Source organism: Bacillus sp. MYb78 (genome assembly GCF_002975115.1).
Lineage (GTDB): Bacteria > Bacillota > Bacilli > Bacillales > Bacillaceae_G > Bacillus_A > Bacillus_A cereus.
Genome location: NZ_PCOB01000036.1, coordinates 1 through 20,914, shown reverse-complemented (window position 1 = coordinate 20,914; position 20,914 = coordinate 1). Strand labels below are relative to the sequence as shown.

The following is a 20,914-nucleotide window of genomic DNA, read 5'->3' as shown; positions in this document are numbered from 1 at the left end:
GTCTTTTAGCGCTTATTTCATTTGTTGCTTGTTCATTGCGCTCATCATTTGATTGATTTTCTTTTGGGAAGGTTTTTGTCCCATTTGCATCATCATCATTTTTAACATTTGTTCGTTAATTGGTGGATTTTTTTGTAAGTAATTCATCATGTATTTGCGGGCAATGAAAAATCCTAACGCCACGCCTGCTACTAGTGCTACTACGCCCACTAGAATACCTAACCAAATTGGCATATATTTTCCTCCTTCATGTTGTCTACCTTACAGTGTACTAAAACCTTTTCAATAAGACAAGATACAATTCGACATTTTTTACACATATGTTCGTACTTGTTTTAGAGGATTCAGCCATCCGTACTTTGTATTTTCATAATCCATAGCTAAAAATGTTAATTCACACTTTCTTAACACCTCAAAGAAAGTCGTTTCCATAGAGACATTTCCAGAGGTATTCATGCGAATATAGTGCGGTTTCACCATTATTTCACCGTACTCCGCTCCCGTATAAAGTGTATGTGTATGATGTGTTCTATCATATTTACCAAGAACGCGCAAAGCTTGTTCTAATTTATGATGAATTTTCATTACTTGCAATGGTTTTGTTATATACATCATTTGTTTATATAACACTTTTTTCTCCGAAAGGGACCCAGATTCTGAAAATCGAGCAAATAAATCAAAAAACAAATATTCACGACCAAAATAAGATTTCGCAATATCCTCTTGAATTAAATACAATTCATACGTTTTCATTTTTCCCCTCCCAATCTGGACAACCTTTTCTCTTCATTATATATAAGAAAATTTGCAATGATTGTCTGACTGCGGAGAGATAAAAAACTTTTTCTGTCGAAAAAACTCATTTACATAGAAAAATCTCTCCATGCCGGAGAGATTTTTCTGAAATCATTAAAGCATTTCTTTTACTTTACGAACAACGTTCTCTACAGTAAATCCATACTCTTCCATAATCTTCTCACCAGGAGCAGAAGCACCGAATGTATCGATACCTAACACATCTCCTTCAAGACCTACGTAACGGTGCCATCCGAATGTAGCACCCATTTCGATTGCGAAACGTTTTGTTACTGCTTTTGGTAATACAGATTCTTTGTACTCTGCAGTTTGAGCTTCAAAACGATCCATAGATGGCATGCTGACAACAGCTGCGTCAACACCGTCTGCTGCTAATGCTTTTTGAGCTTCAACAGCTAGGCTTACTTCAGATCCAGTTGCAAGTAAGATAACATCAGCCGTTTCTTTCTTGCTTGAAGAAACTACATATGCACCTTTTGCTACTTTTTCATACGTATCATCTTTTGCACCTTCTAATGTTGGAAGGTCTTGACGAGTTAATACTAAAGCAGTTGGTTTGTTTGTAGATTCTAAAGCCAGTCTCCAAGCTGCAACAGATTCGTTACCATCAGCTGGACGGATAACAGAAACGTTCGGCATTGCACGAAGCGCTGCTAATTGCTCGACTGGTTCATGTGTTGGACCATCTTCACCAACAGCGATACTGTCATGTGTGAATACATACGTTACTGGCAATTGCATTAATGCTGCAAGGCGAATTGCTGGACGTAAGTAATCAGAGAATACGAAGAACGTACCACCGTAAGTTTTTAAACCGCCATGTAATGCAATACCGTTCATTGCTGCACCCATTGCGAACTCACGTACACCGTACCAAATGTTTTTACCGCTGTAATCATCTCTTGTAAAGTCTTTTTCGTTATTCATGTATGTTTTGTTAGAACCAGCAAGGTCAGCAGATCCACCGAAGAATGATGGTACAGACTCTGCAATTGCATTAATTACAGCACCAGAAGAATTACGAGTTGCTGCTTTTGATCCTAATTCATAAGTTGGTAAGTTTTGCTCCCAACCTTCTGGAAGTTGACCGTTCATTGCTGCTTGGAATTCGTTTGCTAATTCTGGGTATGCTTGTGCATATTCACCTAGCATAGTGTTCCACTCTGCTTGCGTAGTTTCACCAACATCTTGTACTGTTTTACGGAAGTTGTCGTATACCTCTTCTGCTACGTGGAAATCTTGCTCAGCAGTCCAAGCATATGCTTCTTTCGTTAATTTTGTTTCTTCTACACCAAGTGGAGAACCATGTGAAGCTGATTTTCCTGATTTGTTTGGAGAACCGAAACCAATTGTCGTTCTTACTTCAATTAGCGTTGGGCGTTTTTCGTCAGCTTTCGCTTCTTCAATTGCTTTCGCGATTGCTTCAATATCGTTTCCATCCTCAACACGGATTACTTGCCATCCGTATGCTTTGTAACGATCTTCTACACTTTCAGAGAATGAACGATTTAAATCGCCATCTAATGAAATATCGTTTGAATCATAAAGCACAACAAGGCGACCTAATTGTAAATGAGCAGCTAATGAAGATGCTTCAGCAGAAACGCCTTCCATTAAATCTCCATCACCACAAATAGCGTATGTATAATGATCTACTACATTATACGCATCACGGTTATATTTAGCAGCTAAATGTCTTTCAGCCATTGCCATACCTACAGCAGTTGCAATACCTTGTCCAAGTGGACCAGTCGTTGCATCTACACCAGCTGTATGACCGTACTCAGGATGTCCTGGAGTTTTGCTTCCCCATTGACGGAAGTTCTTTAAGTCATCCATTGTTACATCATAACCAGATAGGTGAAGTAGGCTGTATAATAACATTGAACCATGACCTGCAGATAATACGAAACGATCACGGTTAAACCACGTTGGGTTATTTGGATTGTGTTTCATAAATTGAGTCCATAATGTATAAGCCATTGGTGCTGCACCCATTGGCATTCCTGGGTGACCAGAGTTTGCTTTTTCAATCGCATCGATGGATAATGTGCGAATCGTGTTGATAGAAAGTTGTTCGATTGAATGTGACATGCTATTCTTCCCTTCGCTTATATTAGTAAACGTTTTATACATTTATATGATAGCTTCCCACGCAAGATTATACAACATGTATCGACAAATATGTTGATATTTTTTTGATTTTTTATAAAAAAATCAATGTTTCCGGGAATGTATGGGCATTCAATATGACATACTTTTTCATTATTTTTATTTTAAAAAGAAAGAGAATTATCTGTATATTTATACAAATTTCTTCTATTCTTACTTTTTTAAATACGTTTTTAAAAACATAAAAAAGCATCTAACTTCGATGCTTTTCAAATAAGTTAAACAATCCGTTTCCGAATCGAACTTGAAATCAAATCAATTATAATTACCATTAAAATAATACCTAATAAAATAATACCAACACGAGACCAATTCCGTGAACTCAGCGCAAAAATTAAAGGTGTACCAATCCCTCCCGCTCCAATAACCCCTAAAATCGCAGCGGATCTTACATTAATTTCAAATCTGTATAACGTATACGATAGAAAATCTGGTAACACTTGTGGTAACACTGCATACCAAAGTATTTGAAAACGGTTTGCTCCTGTTGCTAACAACGCTTCCGTCGGTCCTTTATCTATGTTTTCAATTCCTTCTGAATATAGTTTCCCTAACATTCCAATAGAATGTAATCCTAAAGCTAATACTCCTGCAAAAGAGCCTGGACCAACAGCTTTTATAAATAAAAGAGCCATAACTAATTCAGGAAACGTACGAACAAAACTAAGTACAAATTTCCCAGATCCTGAAGTTAATTTTCCACTACTCATATTCGTTGCCGCCCAAAAGGCAAACGGAACAGATAAAAATGCAGAAATAAATGTACCTAATATCGCAATTGCCAACGTATCAATTAATCCATGTAATAAATCTTCACCATCTGGCAAAGATACATACGACCAGTCTGGATTTAATATCCCTGTCATAATTGCTTTCGTGATTTCACCTGCTGTGTCCTTTATCCCTTCTAATGGTACTCCTGAAAAGGCCCATACATATACAACTGTAAGTGCTATTAAAATAATCCAGCGATATATACTCGGTTTCTTCGGTTTTGGCACAATCATCGTCGTTCTATTCATTATAGTTTCTCCCGCAACAATGTACTAATGTAGTCAATTAACAAAACAACAATAAGGGTATAGATAATTATAGAAGCAGTTTGTTGATATTGTAAAAATCCAAGTGTACGATCATAATATAGTCCAATACCACCTGCTCCTACTAAACCTAGGACAGCCGCTGCACGTACATTCACCTCAAATGTATATAGTACATAGGAAACAAAGTGTGCTTTTACTTGTGGAATGACTCCATAAACAATCCATTGTACCTTAGTAGCCCCTACAGCTGTCATCGCTTCTAGTGGGCCAGGGTCAATTGATTCAATTGATTCATACAACAATTTCGCTACAAGTCCAATTGAAAAAAAAGTAAGAGCCAAAATACCTGGAAGTGGCCCAATTCCAAAAATCGCTACGAAAATAGCCGCCAATAATAAATCTGGTATTGTTCGTATAAAATTTAAAATCATTCGAGCTAGACTGTATAAAAATGTGTTAGTAAACACATTACTTGCTGCAAACAATGCAAGTGGAATAGCTAAAATCGCTCCTAAGGTCGTCCCAATAATCGCCATACGTATTGTATCTAACATCGCTGTTGTAATAACTTGAAAATAACTCCAATCAGGTGGCACCATTTCTTTCAATAGATCTACCATATTTGGAAAACCGTCTACCAGTTTTGAAAATGATGCATCTACTTGTACACTACTACTCCACAGCATTAAAATAACTAAAATAAACGTTAACATATGTTTCAATTTACTCGGCGGCTTCGGTATTTCATTTGAATATATCGTCACGTCATTCATTTTACTGCCACCTCTAATAATTCGCTTTTCTGAGCAACGTCCCCATAAATTTCAGCAAATTTTTCATCCGTTGCTTCTTCTACTAAACCGTCAAAAACAATTTCTCCTGCATGTAATCCGATAATGCGTGTCGCATATTGTCTAGCCAAATCAATAGAATGTAAATTTACAATTGTCGTGATTCCAAAATCTTCATTAATTTTTTTCAAATCATCTAGCACTTGCTTTGTCGTAAGTGGATCTAACGATGCAACAGGCTCATCTGCCAATATGATTTTTGCTTCTTGCGCCAATGCTCTAGCTATCGATACACGTTGCTGTTGTCCTCCTGATAATTCATCAGCACGCGCATATGCTTTTTCTAAAATATTCACTCTTTTTAATGCTTGAAATGCGAGCTCCACATCTTCTTTCGGAAACAAACCTAACGTTGTACGTAATGTGGAATGATATCCAACACGACCAGCTAATACATTTTTTAATACTGTTGATCGCTTTACAAGGTTAAAACTTTGGAAGATCATACCGATATCCCGGCGCATACGCCTTAATCCTTTTCCTTTCGCAGAAGTAATAGACTCACCTTCAATAATGATTTCTCCTTCGGTAATCTCATGAAGACGATTTACGGATCTGAGAAGTGTAGATTTTCCAGCTCCGGATAATCCGACCATTACAATAAACTCACCTTTTTGAATCTTTAAATTTATATTATTCAATCCCTTTGTGCCATTCGGATACATTTTGGAAACATTTCGAAACTCTATCACACATCTTACCTACTTTCAATGTATTATCAATAACTAAAAAACGGCAAACTAACTGAAATCTCACACCTTCCGGCTAGCCGCCATTTCACTATGTATTATTGCGTCTTCACTGTCTTTCCATATTCACGAACAATATCAAATTTACTATCATCAGATTTAATATATCCTTCATGAGAATATACTTCTTTAATGATTTTACGGCCTTCCTCATTTTTTCCAATTTCAATGAAAGCATCCTGTAATTTCTTGCTCCACTCTTCATCTAAATCAGAACGTACCGAAATCGTATCGTTTGGAATTTTCTCCGTAAATTTCACTATTTTCGTTTGCTCGAATATATTCGGATAATCTTTTTTTACAATATTACGAGCATCTTGGAATACAACAGCTGCATCTACGTCACCATTTAAAAGAGCAATAAGCGACTGATCGTGACCTTTTAATGTAACAGGTTTCACATCTTTTAACGGATCAATTCCCTCTTTTAATAGAACAGCTGCAGGCCATACATACCCTGCTGATGATGTTACGTCTTGATAACCAATCTTTTTACCTTTTAAATCTTTTACACTATTTATATTAGAGTCTTTTTTAACAACAAACTCAGATTTATAATAATCTACTAAATCTTTTGTAGGAGCTCCTGTTTCATCCTCTACTCCAAAACGTTGTGCTTGTAAAATTACATTTGCAGCCTTCTTTTCATGTGCTAATACGTACGCTGTTGGCGGTAAAAATCCTACATCTACTTGTTTAGATGCCATCGCTTCTACAATTGTATTGTAGTTCGTTGAAATACTAACTTTTACCGGAATATTTAATTTATCGCTTAATAGCTTTTCCAATGGTTTTGCCTTTGCCTCTAACGTATCCGCATTTTGAGAAGGAACAAATTGAACATTTAAGGTCTTTGGTACATAACCTTTTTTCGTATCTTCATTTTTACTTGCACTGGACTCTTTCGTCCCGCAGCCACTTAATAATCCGGCCGCTAGTACAACTGTTGTACTCATTGCAAAAACTTTTTTCAACATATTAATGCCTCCATTTTTCTTGTTATAAAATAACCTTCCGTAAACATGAAGAAATATATCACATATTTTGATACACAATTGGTTATTTACAGAATCTTTACACATTCTATACATTCACATCAAAATTCACTTCACATATTTGATATGATTAATTGGAAGATAACAATAGAAAAGGTGAGTCATATTGGAACAAAATCAAACTGTAACTTTAAACATCTTATTAACAAGCGATATACATGGCACTGTTTATCCTATTCACTACCAAGATAACTCCCCAGCAGAACTTGGTTTAGCTAAAATTTCTACTCTTATAAAAAAAGAACGTTCCCAAAATACAAACGTTCTTTTAATTGATAATGGCGACTTTATTCAAGGAACACCATTTACTTATCATTACGTTACATACGAAAAAAACAAAAAAAATCCAATGTCCTTATTAGCGAATTACTTACAATATGACGCTGCAATTATCGGCAATCATGAATTTAATTACGGGATGAATATATTAAATAATGCTGTGACTACTGCGAACTTCCCGTACCTATCAGCAAACATATTAGATAAAAACATAAACAAACCTTATTTCGGAAAACCTTATTTAATCAAACAGATTGAATCCAATATAAAAATCGCTATTTTAGGGGTAACAACACATTACATCCCAAATTGGGAACAGGCCCATCACATTAAAGATTTACTATTTGAAGATGCATTAAAGACTACAAAAAAATGGGTTTCTTATATTCGCGAACATGAGAAACCCGATTTATTAGTCGTAGCCTATCACGGTGGATTTGAAAAAGATTTACAAACCGGGGAACCTACTGAAGTGTTAACAGGTGAAAACCAAGGATATGCAATGTGCCATGAAATTGAAGGCATAGATCTTTTACTAACAGGTCATCAACACCGAGAAATTTCTCACACAATGGCTAACGGTGTAACAATTTTACAGACCGGATGCAATGGACACTCAGTCGGCAAAGTAAAAGTAACATTCGAAAAAGCGAAACGTAAATGGGTAAAAAAAGAGAGCTCTTCTGAATTATTATCTGTACAAGGAATTGAAGCGGACCAAGATGTACTTTCATTGGTAGCCGATTACGAAGAGAAAACACAAAAGTGGCTTGATCAACCTATTGGAATCATTCAGGGGGACATGCAAATTTCAGATGCTATGCAAACTCGTTTGCACGATCATCCTTTTATCGAATTCATAAATAAAATACAGATGGATATAGCTAAGGTATCAATTTCTTGTACAAGTTTGTTCCATAATACATCTCCAGGTTTCCCGGAACATGTAACAATGCGTGACATCGTTTCTAATTATATTTATCCAAACACATTAAAAGTAATTAGAATAACTGGAGCTGATATAAAAGCCGCTCTTGAACTCTCTGCTTCTTATTTCACATTAAAAACAGATGGATCCATCATCGTAAGTCCTACCTACATAGAACCAAAACCACAACATTATAATTATGATATGTGGGAAGGGATTTCATATGTATTAAACATTTCAAAACCAATTGGTGAAAGAGTAGAATCTTTACAGCATAACAGTGCTCCTCTTAATATGAATGAAGAATATGAAGTTGTAATGAATAATTATCGTGCAAGTGGCGGGGGAAATTTCTTTATGTTTCAAAACAAACCGGTAGTAAAAGATATACCCACAGATATGTCTGAACTTATCGCTAATTATATATTGGAACATAAAACGATAGAAGCAACAGTTAATAACAACTGGAAAGTTATTAAATAACGATTTTTACAAATAAAAAAAGATGGGCTTCGCCCATCTTTTAATTTAATTTTGCATTATCTTGCTTTTTTAAAGCTTTTAATTTCGTCGGTGTGACATCTGTACCTTCTTCGTTAACAACTTTAATTCCTTTAAGTTCGTTTAACATATTTTGACGAAATCCTTTTAAATATTGTTCACGTAGCGATTGACGCTCACGTTGCTCTTCTTCAGTTAAACCTTCAGCTTTTGCTTTTTTCGCTAAGAAGTTAATGCGTTCAACGAGTTCGTGATTAATCATCTCGAATCCCCCTTCTAATCAAAACTGATTATTATCATACAATAGTTACTCTTCTTTATCAAGCAATTGCTTCGTATACTCTACATATCTACGATGTACAGTCGCCTTTGAAACATTATGACCAAATCCACGTAATGTTGCTGCAATTTCTTCAAACGTGAGTTCACTTTTTCGCAAACGTACAATTTCCTCAATTGGCACTTCTTTTTTCTCTCTTCCTACACTTAAATGACGATTTTTTAAATTATTTTCTGGACGATAACCTTTTTCTACTGCACGTTGCATACCTCGTTTAATTTTCAAATTATGAATCTTTCTTTGATATTCTTCAACAATACCAATAATATCTAATACCATCGAATCAGAATCCGACAATTGTAATTCACCATTATGTGTATGCGTATATACTTTTATGCCTTCTTTATGTAAACAATGCATTAATGCGATCTTCGCATTTCCTCTACCAAGGCGCGTTTCATCTTGTATAAGTAACACATCAATTTGTTCGTCTCGAATTGTATCCAGCACCTCTAATATACCGTCACGTTCAATTGTATATCCACTAGCCTGCTCTTCAATCACCTTAGTAACATTCATTTGATAGCGCTCAGCTAAATGCAATAATTCATCTTTTTGACGTAATAATGATGTTTCTTGCGCTTCTTTCGTTGTACTCACACGTGCATAAATAATTGCATTCATTTTGAACCCCTCTTTCTCCCTATTATTTCCCTATAGTGTAACATAAATCCGCCATTTGTTCGAACTTATGTTTGTAGAATGTTTTTTCACATGTTATACTTATTAATAAGAAAAATGAAAGAAAACGAGGTGTTAGAAAACATGGAAAAGTTAACGAAACGCCAGCAAGACATTCTCGACTTTATTAAGCTAAAAGTACAAGAAAAAGGATATCCACCTTCCGTACGTGAAATTGGTCAAGCAGTCGGCCTCGCTTCTAGTTCTACAGTGCACGGACATTTATCACGATTAGAAGAAAAAGGATACATTCGACGCGATCCAACAAAACCACGTGCCATTGAAATTTTAGGTGAAGACCGAATGGATACGGAAACACAATCTGTTATTCAAGTTCCAATTGTCGGAAAAGTTACTGCCGGTTTACCAATTACAGCGGTCGAAAGCGTAGAGGAACATTTCCCACTTCCAGCTAGTATTGTTGCTGGAGCAGACCAAGTATTCATGTTACGTATTTCTGGAGATAGTATGATTGAAGCTGGTATTTTCGATGGAGATTTAGTTGTTGTTCGCCAACAACAGTCTGCATATAATGGTGAAATTGTAGTCGCTTTAACAGAAGATAACGAAGCAACTGTTAAACGTTTCTATAAAGAAAAAGACCATTTCCGTCTACAACCAGAAAACTCTTCATTAGAACCTATCATTTTAAAACAAGTGTCAGTTATCGGGAAAGTAATTGGCGTATATCGTGATTTACATTAAAAATAATAAAAAGAAGATAATTACCTTATTTATATACGGTAATTATCTTCTTTTTTGTATTTTGATAGATTTCCATACATTCTATTTCTTATTAACGAGTTTCAATCGTCACATCTCCCGCAGCCGTTTTACCGCTAATCTTTTTACTACCATTGCCAATTGTTACGTTATTATTTTCTTCATTAAAAATTGTTACATCTCCGGCAGCACTTTGCCCAGTAATTACCGCATCTTGTGGTTTTTCCGATAAAGTAATATCTATATCTCCCGCAGTTGAACTTGCTTCTAGATTATACTTGGAATCATGATCTTGAATATTTATTTCCCCACTTGTTGTTTTTGCGGTCACTTTCCCTAATACCTTCTTAAAGTTCACCTCACCAGCTTTTGTCGATCCCTCCACATTCTTAGCCGTTACTTGTTTCAACTCTACTTCTCCAGCAAGTGTTCTAACACTTACGCTATCACTTTTCACATCACTCATTTCGATTTGTCCAGCAGATGAATTTACTTTTACATCTCGATAAGAGCGTTCGGGCACAAGGAGAGTCAATTTAGACGTTTGAAACCTAAAATCATAAAAAGAAAAATCAAATGAAGCACCTTTTTCTCTTTCCCCAATAATTTTTAATGTGTCACCATCTTCTGCAATACGAATCTCTTGTTTACGTACATCTCCTGATTGCTTTACATAAAAAGAAGAATCAGGAGATTTTTGGATAACAATATCTCCGGCATCTAACTTAACTTCTATATTTTTTAATGTTTCGTTTTTAATTACATCTTCTTTATCGCCTTTTTCAGCAGTTTGTACTGCTTTTTCATATGTTTGGGAAATTCCTATTACTCCAATAATGATACAAGCGATAGCGATTAAAAATAGTTTTTTCATCATTTACTCTCCTTTTATCATTTTGAAGTTCCATATTACATATCGTACACACAATCTCTTAAACCACTTTGTACTATAAAAAGCGATAATACACAACAATAAACCTACTCCAACAAACGTTATACTAACGAAAAGATCCAACCATATAAAAGTACCCATAAATACTTTTCCAATAACGAAAAATGGTGTTACTACACTAGCAATACCACCAATCCAAAAAGAAAATATAAAAGCAACAATTGCGACTAACGGGCCTAACACAATAATAAAATTAAACAAACTAAGTCCAATCGCTGCCATAACAGCTCTTGTCACATTTGAAGTCGATGGATTTTTTTTCATTTCATCGAAGCGATACATCGCAAGTAACTCTTTTGCGATTACTTTCGGAGAACCAAGGCCCTGAATTATTTCTGATTCAGTTTTCCCCTCTTCTAGTCCAAACTGAAAGTGCTCTTCATAATCCAATAAAATATCTTGCCTCTCTTCCTCTGGTAACTTTCTAAGATAACTTGATAATTCTTTAAGAAACCCTTCTTTACTCATCCCATTCCACCCCTTCAATAATTTCTTGTACCCCTTTCGCAAAATCACGCCATTCTGTTACTAACAAATGAAATTGCGTCTCCCCTTGCTCTGTTAATTGATAATATTTACGAGGTGGCCCTTCTGTAGATTCCTTTAAATACGTTTGAAAATACCCTTCTTTCGTCAAACGACGTAACAAAGGATATACTGACCCTTCCGATATTAAAAATTTATTAGAAATTTGCTGAACAAGTTCATAACCGTAACTATCTTTACGTTTTACAAGTGCTAATACACAAAGTTCAAGCACACCTTTTTTAAACTGAACGTTCAAGTGTTATCCTCCTTTCCTATCTTAGTACTGTTCAATACACGGTACCTGTTTTATCCATAATATACCACTTAGTATTATTTATTGCAAGGTACTAAGCTATATTTATTCCCTAAATTTAGAAAATGAACTAACGAAATTCTGAATAAGACTGTGTTATAACTGAGCATCATTACTTTAATATCATTGAGTAATAATCTGATTCACAAGCCACAAACTTATAGCCTTGCAGATGAGGACATAAAAATCATCGCTCGCGTTGTACAAGGCAGTAAAGAATTATTAAGTTTTAGCACAAGTGATTAAAAAAGATAAGATCAATTCTTTTGAAAAGATTTTCTTAGTAACATGATTCAAAATAACCAAAAACAATCCATTATCTAGTAGTTAACATATCCAATAACTTCACTAAAAAAGCCCTGATACCGTAGTATCAAGGCTTTTTCATTTCACAAATTATATAAAACTTACATTTATCTGATAATGTTTTTCTATGATATCACTACTTGTTATTAATTATTGGCTTTTATGTGGCTGTTTTTCATTTTGCAAACATATAAAATTGTAATAATAGGGAATTAAAAAACCCTTGATACGAGTTGTATCAAGGGTTCAAGCCTCTTAGTAAAGAGACATATATTGATCGCGTTCCCATTGGTGAACTTGTGTTCTAAAGATATCCCACTCAATCTCTTTCGCTTCGATGAAGTGCTCAAGTAAGTGTTCTCCTAGTGCACCGCATACTACTTCATTAGATTGTAATGTAACTAACGCTTGCGCTAATGTTGCTGGTAAGTCAACGATACCTGCTTCTTCGCGCTCTTCTTTTGTCATTACATAGATGTTACGGTCTACTGCAGCTGGTGGAGTTAATTTGTTTTTAATTCCATCAAGACCTGCAGCTAATAATGTAGCCATTACTAAATATGGGTTTGCAGCTGGGTCAACACTACGTACTTCTACGCGTGTACTAATACCACGAGATGCAGGGATACGTACTAACGGGCTACGGTTTTGTGCAGACCATGCTACGTAACAAGGCGCTTCATATCCAGGTACTAGACGTTTATATGAGTTTACAGTTGGATTTGCTATCGCTGTAAATGCTGGTGCATGTTTTAAAATACCTGCGATGAAGTGACGAGCATCATCACTTAGTTGTAAGTCACCGTTTGCATCAAAGAATACGTTCTCACCATTTTTAAATAATGATAAGTTACAGTGCATACCTGAACCGTTCACACCGTATAGTGGTTTCGGCATAAATGTTGCGTGTAAACCATGTTTACGGGCAATTGTTTTTACAACAAGTTTGAATGTTTGAATGTCATCACATGAGCGAATTGCATTTGCATATTTAAAGTCAATTTCATGCTGCCCTGGAGCAACCTCATGGTGAGATGCTTCAATTTCAAATCCCATTTCTTCAAGTTCAAGAACGATATCACGACGACAGTTTTCCCCTAGATCCATCGGCGCAAGGTCGAAGTATCCACCGTTATCGTTTAGTTCTAATGTTGGATTTCCTTTTTCATCAACCTTAAATAGGAAGAATTCTGGCTCTGGTCCAAGATTGAAGTCTGAAAACCCTAAAGCTTCCATTTCTTTTAACACACGTTTTAAGTTGTTACGTGGGTCTCCATCAAATGGAGTGCCATCTGCATTGTAAATATCACAGATTAGTCGAGCTACTTTACCTTTTTCAGCTGTCCAAGGGAAAATTACCCAAGTGTCTAAATCAGGATATAAATACATATCAGATTCTTCAATACGTACGAAACCTTCAATCGAAGATCCATCAAACATCATTTTGTTATCAAGAGCTTTCGTTAATTGTCTCACTGGAATCTCTACGTTTTTAATTACCCCTAAAAGGTCCGTAAATTGTAAACGGATATACTTTACATTCTCTTCTTTCGCCAAACGGAAAATATCTTCTTTTGTGTATCTAGACATTATAAATTCCTCCTTAGTCCCTCTAATCGCCTTCAGAATCAGTTATCTTTAGTGAAAAAATCTTGAAATGTCACCTTGTCGCAATGAAGTTCGATTGAATCTACCTGTATGTTGTAGTTCATCTCGAAGTATTTTGCGAAGCTCAGTTTTTGAAATTTCTTTCGTTTCTTCTTTTACTTTCACTGCTTCTGTTTGATTTTCTTTCATTAGTAACACTTGCTTAATACCAGCCATATTCAAGCCTTGATCTAACAAATCTTTAATCTCTAACAACTTATCTACATCGTTAAATGAAAATAATCTACGATTCCCCTTTGTACGGGTTGGAGAAACAAGATTATGCTCTTCATAGTAGCGAATTTGACGTGCAGACAATTGTGTTAAATCCATAACAATACCAATTGGAAACAGCGGGGCAGAACGTCTATCTTCTTTCATTTTTCAGTTCCTCCTTCGCCTTAACTGCTTCTCATTTTATAACATGTTATGTTTAGTGTCAATAGATGTTAGCTTTTCTTACATGATTTTTTTATAAATTTTTTCATTCTTTTTTCTAATCGCATAAATCGTTACTTTTATACGAAAAAAGCTGCCGATATCGACAGCTCCCCTTTAAGAAATTGTTAATAAATTCTTTTCAATCAATTCATCAATCGCAGAACAAATCGCAATTTTAACATGCGAATACGTTAATCCACCTTGCACATATGCAACATACGGTGGTCTAATCGGACCATCAGCAGACAATTCAATACTTGCACCTTGAATAAATGTTCCCGCCGCCATAATTACATCATCTTCATAACCTGGCATATAGTTTGCATACGGAGTAAAATGCGAATTAATTGGAGATGCATATTGAATCGCTTGACAGAAGGCAACCATACGGTCTTTATCATCAAATTGAACAGATTGAATTAAGTCTGTTCTTGGTGCATTCCACGCTGGTGACGTGTTCATTCCTAACTTTTCTAAAAACGCAGCTGTAAAAATTGCACCTTTCAGCGCTTGTCCTGCAACATGTGGCGCTAAGAAGAACCCTTGATACATTTCTTGCAGACTGTATAAAGACGCTCCAGCTTCCGCACCAATTCCCGGAGATGTTAAACGATATGCACACGCTTCAACATACTGTTCTTTACCGACAATGTAACCACCAGTTTTTACAATTCCCCCGCCTGGGTTTTTAATAAGCGAACCCGCCATTAAATCTGCACCAACATGACACGGCTCTTGCTCTTCAATAAACTCACCATAACAGTTATCTACAAACACAACAACATCAGGTTTAATTTCTTTAACAAACGCGATCATCTCTTTAATTTGAGAAATAGTAAACGATGGACGAGTAGCATAACCTTTCGAACGCTGAATACCGATCATTTTCGTATTACTATGAATCGCTGCTGCAACAGCTTCAAAATCAACAAGCCCACCTTCAGTTAGCGGAACTGCATTGTAACCAATATTATATTCTTTAAATGAACCTACACCTTTCCCACGCACGCCAACGATTTCCTCTAACGTATCATACGGTTTTCCAGTGATGTACAATAACTCATCTCCTGGACGTAAAATACCGAATAACGCTGTAGAAATAGCGTGAGTACCTGAAATAATTTGCGAACGAACAAGTCCAGCTTCCGCTCCAAACACATCAGCATACACTTTTTCTAACGTATCACGGCCAATATCATCATAACCATAACCTGTCGTCGGGATAAAATGCGAGTCACTAATTTTATGTTTACGAAAACTTTCTAATACACGAAACTGATTACTTTCAATTACTTCATCCGCACGTTTATGTACTTCTGTAATCTGACTCTCTACTTCTTTTACGATTGGAGCAATTTTTTCTCCATTTTTCAAACGATCAAACATTTTTATTTTCTCCTTCTTCCACTAAAAATCTCTTTAATTGCACATTAAGCGATGAATGAGTAAAAATATACCCTGCACAATCATATACAAATTTATCTTCCAGAAACTCCATCTTTGCTAATATCGTTTCCGTCTTTAAAAGCGTTAATAACTTACCTTCACTCGGAGGGATTTCTACTCGATAACGATCCATTTCTTTCTTCATTTTCATTTCTATCGCTTCTTTTATACGCAATACATCACTTTCTTCAAAAGCACTAGTCATTAAGAAATCACTTTTCGGAAACGGAATAAAGTTTTGATGTAATTCATCTTTTTTATTATATAACGTAATAATAGGAATATGATTAATTTCAAGTTCTGATAATAATCGTTTTACTGTTTTTTCATGCCCTATGTAGTTAGGATCCGCAGAATCAACTACATGTAAAATAACATCTGCTTCCCCCGCTTCTTCCAGTGTTGAACGAAAAGCAGCAATTAATGAAGTGGGTAAATCTTGTATAAAACCAACAGTATCAGTTAGTAATACTGTATAACCAGAAGGTAACGGCATCTTCCTCGTCGTTGGGTCTAGTGTTGCAAACAGAAGGTTTTCTTCAAACGTATTAGCTTCCGTTAATCTATTAAACAGTGTCGATTTCCCTGCATTTGTATAGCCTATTAATGAAATTTGAAATACTTTATTGTCTTTTCTTCTCTCACGATATCTTTTTCGGTGTTCCACAACAACTGCAAGTTGTTTCTTTATTTCATCAATACGCGATCGAATATGACGACGATCCGTCTCAAGTTTCGTCTCACCCGGTCCTCTCGTTCCAATACCACCACCAAGACGTGATAAGGACAACCCTTGCCCCATAAGACGTGGCATTGTATATTGCAACTGAGCTAATTCTACTTGAAGCTTACCTTCCCTCGACTTCGCACGTTGCGCAAAAATATCTAGTATTAGTTGCGTTCGATCAATTACTCTCGCATCTAATACTGAGGATAAATTCCGAATTTGACTCGGCGTTAATTCATTATTAAATATAATAACATCCGGCTCTAATTCTTCAGTTAGCATTGTAAGCTCTTCTAATTTCCCTTTACCTATGTAAGTTGCCGGATGAAACTTTGGTCGTTTTTGCGTTGTTGAAACTAACACTTCCGCTCTCGCAGTCTTAGCTAGTGATGCAAGCTCTTTCATGGAATGCATAAATTTTTCATCATCATCTTGCGGCAATTGACAGCCTACTAATATGACTTTTTCTTTTTCTTCCATCAAATATGTTCACTCATCCTTTTCGAAATTTAAACCTTCTAATATAATAGCAGAGGAAGCACATTTCATCTAGTTAGCGGGGGAGAAAATTCATGGCATGGGAGATTTTTAGCATCATAGGCACAATCGCTTTCGCACTAAGCGGAGCCATTGTTGCAATGGAAGAGGATTATGATATTTTCGGGGTGTATATTTTAGGAATGGCAACCGCATTTGGGGGAGGTGCCCTTCGTAATTTATTAATCGGTTATCCGATTGTCGCGTTTTGGCAACAAGACATGTTATTCCAAATCGCACTTTTATCAATGACTATTATTTTTCTTTTTCCAAATAAGTTAATTAGACATTGGAAAAAGTGGGAAAATATCACTGACGCTATCGGCTTATCAGCATTTGCTGTACAAGGAGCATTATATGCTCAAAAATTAAATTTACCAATTAGCGCCACAATCGTGGCAGCTGTTTTAACTGGTATCGGCGGCGGTATCATTCGCGACCTTTTAGCCCGCAGAAAACCTCTCGTTCTTCGAGCTGAAGTATATGCCTTTTGGACAATTTTAGCAGGTTTCTTAATTGGCGCTCAAATTATTGTTAGCGATTGGGCCCTTTACATTTTATTCATTTTAATTGTTTGCTTCCGCATGGTTTCTATTCATTACAAATGGCATTTACCGCACAGACGTATCGAAACGAAAGAACGTTCAATGCATAAATAGCAATCTAACCTCTTTACATATCGTAAAGAGGTTTTTCTTTTCTAACGATTTTTTCTTTATATAATGTTTATACTAATTTTTAAAGTGAGGTGAATACAAATGACAAACCACGTTAATAAAGGAGCTCAAAAAAGTTCAGTAAACCAATTTGGACACGACCCTAATTCAGCACACGAAAAGAGCGCTAAAATGGAACGCTTCCATAAAGCGCACCAAGAAAAAGCAAAAAAAGAGTAAACGAACTTATACACAAAAATAGACGCACAGTTTATGTACTGTGCGTCTCCTCTTCGAGCATCAAATCCATACTCGATATTCCAATTAAATCATTTTTATCATACGTATCTTCTTGCAACAACCGCATCGCCTGTGTACGAATTGATTTTTCAACAATATTCCGTACATACCGCCCATTACTAAACGATGTAATTTGCGACGAATACTTCACCGCATGTAAATGATCCCTAAATTTCCATTCAGCTTCTTTTGATAACTGATATTCACGATCTTCATACATTCTCTTCCCAATTTCCAATAGCTGATTTACCGAGTAATCCGTAAATTCAATAATAAATGGAAAACGAGATTGTAGCCCTGGATTTAATGAAAGAAAGTGATTCATCTCTCTTGAATATCCAGCTAAAATCAATACAAAACCATGTTGTTTATCTTCCATATGTTTTACAAGCGTATCAATTGCTTCTTTTCCAAAGTCCTTCTCTCCTCCTCGAGCTAAAGAATACGCCTCATCAATAAACAAAATACCTCCCATTGCTTTTTTTATTAAGTCTCTTGTTTTTTGAGCTGTATGGCCGATGTACTCTCCTACAAGATCAGCACGTTCAGCTTCAACCAAGTGGCCTTTCGATAGAATATTCATCTCAAACAGCAATTTTCCTATCATTCTAGCAACAGTCGTCTTCCCTGTACCCGGATTCCCTTTAAACAGCATATGAAGCACTTGCTTCTCAGACTTCAATCCCTTCTCTTGTCTTTTTTTATTCACATAAATCCAAGCATATATTTCTTTTATTATCTTTTTTATATCATCCATCCCAACAAGCTTCCCCATCTCTTCTTCAATTCTCTGCAGCATTTCATGTTTAATTGTAGTTTCATTTGAAATTACCGTTTTATTTTCTGCGGCTGGCAAAGAAATTTTCTTTCGATGGTTTAACACAATATTAATTTGATTGTTGTTTTTCTTTCGCATCGATTGTTCCATACAATCACCTCATTTTATCCCGCTATTTGCGAGCAGTAAGACTCCCACCTCGACATTCAGCAAACGTTTGGTATTTAAGCGGGAGATAACCGCCCGTAAATGCCCGATTGGTTCAACTAATAATCGCAGAGGATGAACAAAATCCCCACTGATTATAGTTTCACTTTATCCACTCACCAAATATTATTATTCCTGTCCCCCTTGTAAATGCCTATTTTCAGAAAAGTTTGCTATAATATAAGAAATAATTAAGGTGGTGGGACTATGGAGACAACGGAATTCCATGATACAATACAAGCCTTTTCTATTTTTTTATTGAATAAAGGCCGAAAACCCTCAACTATTAAACGTTATGTTTATGACGTTGAAGACTTCGGACATTGGTTAGAAAAAAACAAAAAGCTCCCTTCCAGTAATATATGGGCTACACTTTGTACAAAAGACTACGAAGATTACTTTTCCGATTTAAAAACGAATCGACATTACTCAGAAAAAACGATGCATCGTGTATTTACTGTATTAAATAGAATGCATCACTTTCTAAACATTCCCAATCCATTGAAGAATATGGAAATATCTATTCAACCAGACCGTACACTTCGTAACGAAGATTTCATTTCACCTGATGAAGAAAAAAGATTAAAGTATATAGTCACTTCATTAGAAGGACTTTCAGAAAAACAACTTCCTGTGCGCCCTTTATTAATGGATCGCAATATTGCTATTTTAAATCTATTGATCGACTACGGTTTATCCTTACAGGAACTTACAGCATTAACAATGCATCACGTTCACTTTGAAACTAACACATTGTCAATCCCAGCAACCGCAGGTGTAGAAAGAACAATTACATTAGCAAAAGAAGACAAAAAACAACTATATAATTATTACAAAAGTATCCCAGAACCAGTTCGTCCTAAGTATCATAGTGATGATTCATTGTTTGTCGCATTTGATTTTAACCGCGGAACATACAGGTGGGTATATGAAAATGATGCACCAAAGGCATTAACGGAAATTGCTATACAAAAAATGATTCGCCTCGAAGTGGCTAGAGCCAATTTACGTAAAGGAATTTCAGGACAACATTTTCGTAACACCTATATTTTAAACTTAATAAAAAAAGAAACTCCTGAATCAGAAATTATAAAGCTCGCTGGATTCAAATCAAAAATTTCATTAAAGCGATATTATCAATACGCAGAAAATAGAAAAAACGCCTTATTGTAAGGCGTTTTTTCTATTTTTTCTTTAAACAAACGATTTTACTATGACCATTTAACTAATTTCTGCATCTACTATGATGAGTTTCGTTCACATTTTCGTGAGAAAGGAGAGATTTAATGTCTCGTTATAACGACAATCAAAACAAATTCTCCAAACCATGCTTTCCAAGTAGCGCTGGACGAATCCCAAATACTCCATCAATCCCAATTACTAAAGCTCAACTTAGAACATTTCGTGCGATTATTATTGATTTAACAAAAATAATCCCAACACTTTTTGCAAATCCATCTCCCAAAAATATTGAAGATCTAATCGATACATTGAACCTACTAAGTAAATTTATTTGTTCACTAGACGCTACTTCCTCCCTGAAAGCACAAGGGTTAGCTATTATTAAAAACTTAATAACTATATTAAGAAATCCAACCTTTGTAGCAAGCGCTGTATTTATTGAGCTTCAAAATCTCATTAACTATTTACTATACATTACAAAATTATTCCGAATTGACTCTTGCACACTTCAAGAGCTTCTTAAATTAATAGCAGCATTACAAACTGCTCTAGTTAATTCTGCTTCGTTCATTCAAGGACCTACCGGACCTACTGGACCAGCAGGCGCTACTGGTGCTACCGGACCTCGAGGTAACACGGGCGCTACTGGCGCTACCGGTGCCACTGGACCTCGAGGTAACACGGGCGCTACCGGTGCTACCGGACCTCGAGGTAACACGGGCGCTACTGGCGCTACCGGACCTCAAGGTAACACGG

The 20,914-nt window shown here is 35.9% G+C and carries 23 protein-coding genes; 6 read left to right on the top strand and 17 right to left on the bottom strand.

Features of this window, described 5'->3' with window-relative positions:
- Positions 1 to 12: 12 nt before the first annotated feature.
- The 7 genes from CQ064_RS31550 to CQ064_RS31520 form a co-directional block, all read right to left on the bottom strand.
- Positions 13 to 234 (bottom strand): YneF family protein, encoded by a 222-nt coding sequence (locus CQ064_RS31550; protein ID WP_001123317.1) that lies wholly within the window; start codon positions 232 to 234, stop codon positions 13 to 15.
- A 78-nt stretch (positions 235 to 312) separates the two neighbouring features.
- The gene (gene sirA / locus CQ064_RS31545; protein WP_000860652.1) at positions 313 to 753 is read right to left on the bottom strand and encodes a sporulation inhibitor of replication protein SirA; all 441 of its coding nucleotides are present in this window, start codon (positions 751 to 753) and stop codon (positions 313 to 315) included.
- Positions 754 to 909: 156 nt separating this feature from the next.
- A complete protein-coding gene (gene tkt / locus CQ064_RS31540; RefSeq protein WP_000019776.1) occupies positions 910 to 2,910 on the bottom strand; it encodes a transketolase in 2,001 nt (666 codons plus the stop codon).
- Between the two features lie 296 nt (positions 2,911 to 3,206).
- Positions 3,207 to 4,010, bottom strand: a complete 804-nt coding sequence (phnE, locus tag CQ064_RS31535) for a phosphonate ABC transporter, permease protein PhnE (RefSeq protein WP_001082388.1) — start codon at positions 4,008 to 4,010, stop codon at positions 3,207 to 3,209.
- Positions 4,010 to 4,804, bottom strand: coding sequence for a phosphonate ABC transporter, permease protein PhnE (gene phnE, locus CQ064_RS31530; protein ID WP_001000774.1), 795 nt, complete (start codon positions 4,802 to 4,804; stop codon positions 4,010 to 4,012). The genes phnE (CQ064_RS31535) and phnE (CQ064_RS31530) overlap by 1 nt, the downstream gene beginning before the upstream one ends.
- Positions 4,801 to 5,574, bottom strand: coding sequence for a phosphonate ABC transporter ATP-binding protein (gene phnC, locus CQ064_RS31525; protein WP_000569232.1), 774 nt, complete (start codon positions 5,572 to 5,574; stop codon positions 4,801 to 4,803). Before phnC ends, phnE (CQ064_RS31530) begins: the two co-directional genes overlap by 4 nt.
- A gap of 95 nt (positions 5,575 to 5,669) precedes the next feature.
- Positions 5,670 to 6,608, bottom strand: a complete 939-nt coding sequence (locus CQ064_RS31520) for a phosphate/phosphite/phosphonate ABC transporter substrate-binding protein (protein ID WP_000915066.1) — start codon at positions 6,606 to 6,608, stop codon at positions 5,670 to 5,672.
- Between the two features lie 184 nt (positions 6,609 to 6,792).
- Here CQ064_RS31520 and CQ064_RS31515 point away from each other — a divergent pair, with 184 nt between their 5' ends.
- The gene (locus CQ064_RS31515; protein ID WP_000437462.1) at positions 6,793 to 8,376 is read left to right on the top strand and encodes a bifunctional metallophosphatase/5'-nucleotidase; all 1,584 of its coding nucleotides are present in this window, start codon (positions 6,793 to 6,795) and stop codon (positions 8,374 to 8,376) included.
- Between the two features lie 40 nt (positions 8,377 to 8,416).
- Here CQ064_RS31515 and CQ064_RS31510 read toward each other — a convergent pair whose 3' ends face one another.
- Together CQ064_RS31510 and CQ064_RS31505 are read right to left on the bottom strand one after the other, a co-directional pair.
- Positions 8,417 to 8,656, bottom strand: a complete 240-nt coding sequence (locus CQ064_RS31510; RefSeq protein WP_000607015.1) for a DUF896 domain-containing protein — start codon at positions 8,654 to 8,656, stop codon at positions 8,417 to 8,419.
- A gap of 45 nt (positions 8,657 to 8,701) precedes the next feature.
- Entirely contained in the window at positions 8,702 to 9,358 is a 657-nt protein-coding gene (locus CQ064_RS31505; RefSeq protein ID WP_000991471.1) for a YneB family resolvase-like protein, read from the bottom strand.
- 141 nt (positions 9,359 to 9,499) lie between these two features.
- Here CQ064_RS31505 and lexA point away from each other — a divergent pair, with 141 nt between their 5' ends.
- Complete coding sequence (gene lexA, locus CQ064_RS31500) at positions 9,500 to 10,120, top strand: transcriptional repressor LexA (protein WP_000413738.1); 621 nt, start codon at positions 9,500 to 9,502, stop codon at positions 10,118 to 10,120.
- A gap of 91 nt (positions 10,121 to 10,211) precedes the next feature.
- Here lexA and CQ064_RS31495 read toward each other — a convergent pair whose 3' ends face one another.
- The 7 genes from CQ064_RS31495 to hflX form a co-directional block, all read right to left on the bottom strand.
- Positions 10,212 to 11,015, bottom strand: coding sequence for a DUF4097 family beta strand repeat-containing protein (locus CQ064_RS31495; protein ID WP_000976233.1), 804 nt, complete (start codon positions 11,013 to 11,015; stop codon positions 10,212 to 10,214).
- On the bottom strand, positions 11,016 to 11,558 hold the full coding sequence (locus CQ064_RS31490; RefSeq protein WP_000031386.1) for a DUF1700 domain-containing protein: 543 nt from the start codon (positions 11,556 to 11,558) through the stop codon (positions 11,016 to 11,018).
- Entirely contained in the window at positions 11,551 to 11,874 is a 324-nt protein-coding gene (locus CQ064_RS31485) for a PadR family transcriptional regulator (protein ID WP_001102628.1), read from the bottom strand. The genes CQ064_RS31490 and CQ064_RS31485 overlap by 8 nt, the downstream gene beginning before the upstream one ends.
- A gap of 618 nt (positions 11,875 to 12,492) precedes the next feature.
- Positions 12,493 to 13,827, bottom strand: a complete 1,335-nt coding sequence (gene glnA / locus CQ064_RS31480) for a type I glutamate--ammonia ligase (protein WP_000092763.1) — start codon at positions 13,825 to 13,827, stop codon at positions 12,493 to 12,495.
- A gap of 48 nt (positions 13,828 to 13,875) precedes the next feature.
- A complete protein-coding gene (gene glnR / locus CQ064_RS31475) occupies positions 13,876 to 14,265 on the bottom strand; it encodes a transcriptional repressor GlnR (RefSeq protein WP_000656783.1) in 390 nt (129 codons plus the stop codon).
- A gap of 174 nt (positions 14,266 to 14,439) precedes the next feature.
- Complete coding sequence (locus CQ064_RS31470) at positions 14,440 to 15,711, bottom strand: methionine gamma-lyase family protein (protein ID WP_000460310.1); 1,272 nt, start codon at positions 15,709 to 15,711, stop codon at positions 14,440 to 14,442.
- Complete coding sequence (gene hflX / locus CQ064_RS31465; RefSeq protein ID WP_000391413.1) at positions 15,704 to 16,978, bottom strand: GTPase HflX; 1,275 nt, start codon at positions 16,976 to 16,978, stop codon at positions 15,704 to 15,706. The genes CQ064_RS31470 and hflX overlap by 8 nt, the downstream gene beginning before the upstream one ends.
- Before the next feature lie 92 nt (positions 16,979 to 17,070).
- Between hflX and CQ064_RS31460 the strand changes: the two genes are divergently transcribed.
- Together CQ064_RS31460 and CQ064_RS33820 are read left to right on the top strand one after the other, a co-directional pair.
- Positions 17,071 to 17,694: a trimeric intracellular cation channel family protein gene (locus tag CQ064_RS31460; RefSeq protein WP_000312267.1), complete on the top strand. Its 624-nt coding sequence runs from the start codon at positions 17,071 to 17,073 to the stop codon at positions 17,692 to 17,694.
- A gap of 99 nt (positions 17,695 to 17,793) precedes the next feature.
- Positions 17,794 to 17,931 carry a hypothetical protein gene (locus tag CQ064_RS33820; RefSeq protein ID WP_000181505.1) on the top strand — a complete coding sequence of 46 codons (138 nt, stop codon included), beginning with the start codon at positions 17,794 to 17,796 and terminating at the stop codon, positions 17,929 to 17,931.
- A gap of 31 nt (positions 17,932 to 17,962) precedes the next feature.
- Here CQ064_RS33820 and spoVK read toward each other — a convergent pair whose 3' ends face one another.
- Positions 17,963 to 18,919: a stage V sporulation protein K gene (gene spoVK, locus CQ064_RS31455; RefSeq protein WP_000438179.1), complete on the bottom strand. Its 957-nt coding sequence runs from the start codon at positions 18,917 to 18,919 to the stop codon at positions 17,963 to 17,965.
- 264 nt (positions 18,920 to 19,183) lie between these two features.
- Here spoVK and CQ064_RS31450 point away from each other — a divergent pair, with 264 nt between their 5' ends.
- Positions 19,184 to 20,149 carry a tyrosine-type recombinase/integrase gene (locus CQ064_RS31450; protein ID WP_000450330.1) on the top strand — a complete coding sequence of 322 codons (966 nt, stop codon included), beginning with the start codon at positions 19,184 to 19,186 and terminating at the stop codon, positions 20,147 to 20,149.
- Between the two features lie 113 nt (positions 20,150 to 20,262).
- Positions 20,263 to 20,914 (top strand): collagen-like repeat preface domain-containing protein (locus CQ064_RS31445; protein WP_142396695.1); only part of this gene is annotated, 652 nt, incomplete at its 3' end.

Bases quoted from the DNA above. Each gene is read 5' to 3' on its own strand.
- CQ064_RS31550 (WP_001123317.1), bottom strand. From the start codon at position 234: ATGCCAATTTGGTTAGGTATTCTAGTGGGCGTAGTAGCACTAGTAGCA.
- sirA (WP_000860652.1), bottom strand. From the start codon at position 753: ATGAAAACGTATGAATTGTATTTAATTCAAGAGGATATTGCGAAATCT.
- tkt (WP_000019776.1), bottom strand. From the start codon at position 2,910: ATGTCACATTCAATCGAACAACTTTCTATCAACACGATTCGCACATTA.
- phnE (WP_001082388.1), bottom strand. From the start codon at position 4,010: ATGAATAGAACGACGATGATTGTGCCAAAACCGAAGAAACCGAGTATA.
- phnE (WP_001000774.1), bottom strand. From the start codon at position 4,804: ATGAATGACGTGACGATATATTCAAATGAAATACCGAAGCCGCCGAGT.
- CQ064_RS31520 (WP_000915066.1), bottom strand. From the start codon at position 6,608: ATGTTGAAAAAAGTTTTTGCAATGAGTACAACAGTTGTACTAGCGGCC.
- CQ064_RS31510 (WP_000607015.1), bottom strand. From the start codon at position 8,656: ATGATTAATCACGAACTCGTTGAACGCATTAACTTCTTAGCGAAAAAA.
- CQ064_RS31505 (WP_000991471.1), bottom strand. From the start codon at position 9,358: ATGAATGCAATTATTTATGCACGTGTGAGTACAACGAAAGAAGCGCAA.
- lexA (WP_000413738.1), top strand. From the start codon at position 9,500: ATGGAAAAGTTAACGAAACGCCAGCAAGACATTCTCGACTTTATTAAG.
- CQ064_RS31495 (WP_000976233.1), bottom strand. From the start codon at position 11,015: ATGATGAAAAAACTATTTTTAATCGCTATCGCTTGTATCATTATTGGA.
- CQ064_RS31490 (WP_000031386.1), bottom strand. From the start codon at position 11,558: ATGAGTAAAGAAGGGTTTCTTAAAGAATTATCAAGTTATCTTAGAAAG.
- glnA (WP_000092763.1), bottom strand. From the start codon at position 13,827: ATGTCTAGATACACAAAAGAAGATATTTTCCGTTTGGCGAAAGAAGAG.
- glnR (WP_000656783.1), bottom strand. From the start codon at position 14,265: ATGAAAGAAGATAGACGTTCTGCCCCGCTGTTTCCAATTGGTATTGTT.
- CQ064_RS31470 (WP_000460310.1), bottom strand. From the start codon at position 15,711: ATGTTTGATCGTTTGAAAAATGGAGAAAAAATTGCTCCAATCGTAAAA.
- hflX (WP_000391413.1), bottom strand. From the start codon at position 16,978: ATGGAAGAAAAAGAAAAAGTCATATTAGTAGGCTGTCAATTGCCGCAA.
- CQ064_RS31460 (WP_000312267.1), top strand. From the start codon at position 17,071: ATGGCATGGGAGATTTTTAGCATCATAGGCACAATCGCTTTCGCACTA.
- CQ064_RS33820 (WP_000181505.1), top strand. From the start codon at position 17,794: ATGACAAACCACGTTAATAAAGGAGCTCAAAAAAGTTCAGTAAACCAA.
- spoVK (WP_000438179.1), bottom strand. From the start codon at position 18,919: ATGGAACAATCGATGCGAAAGAAAAACAACAATCAAATTAATATTGTG.
- CQ064_RS31450 (WP_000450330.1), top strand. From the start codon at position 19,184: ATGGAGACAACGGAATTCCATGATACAATACAAGCCTTTTCTATTTTT.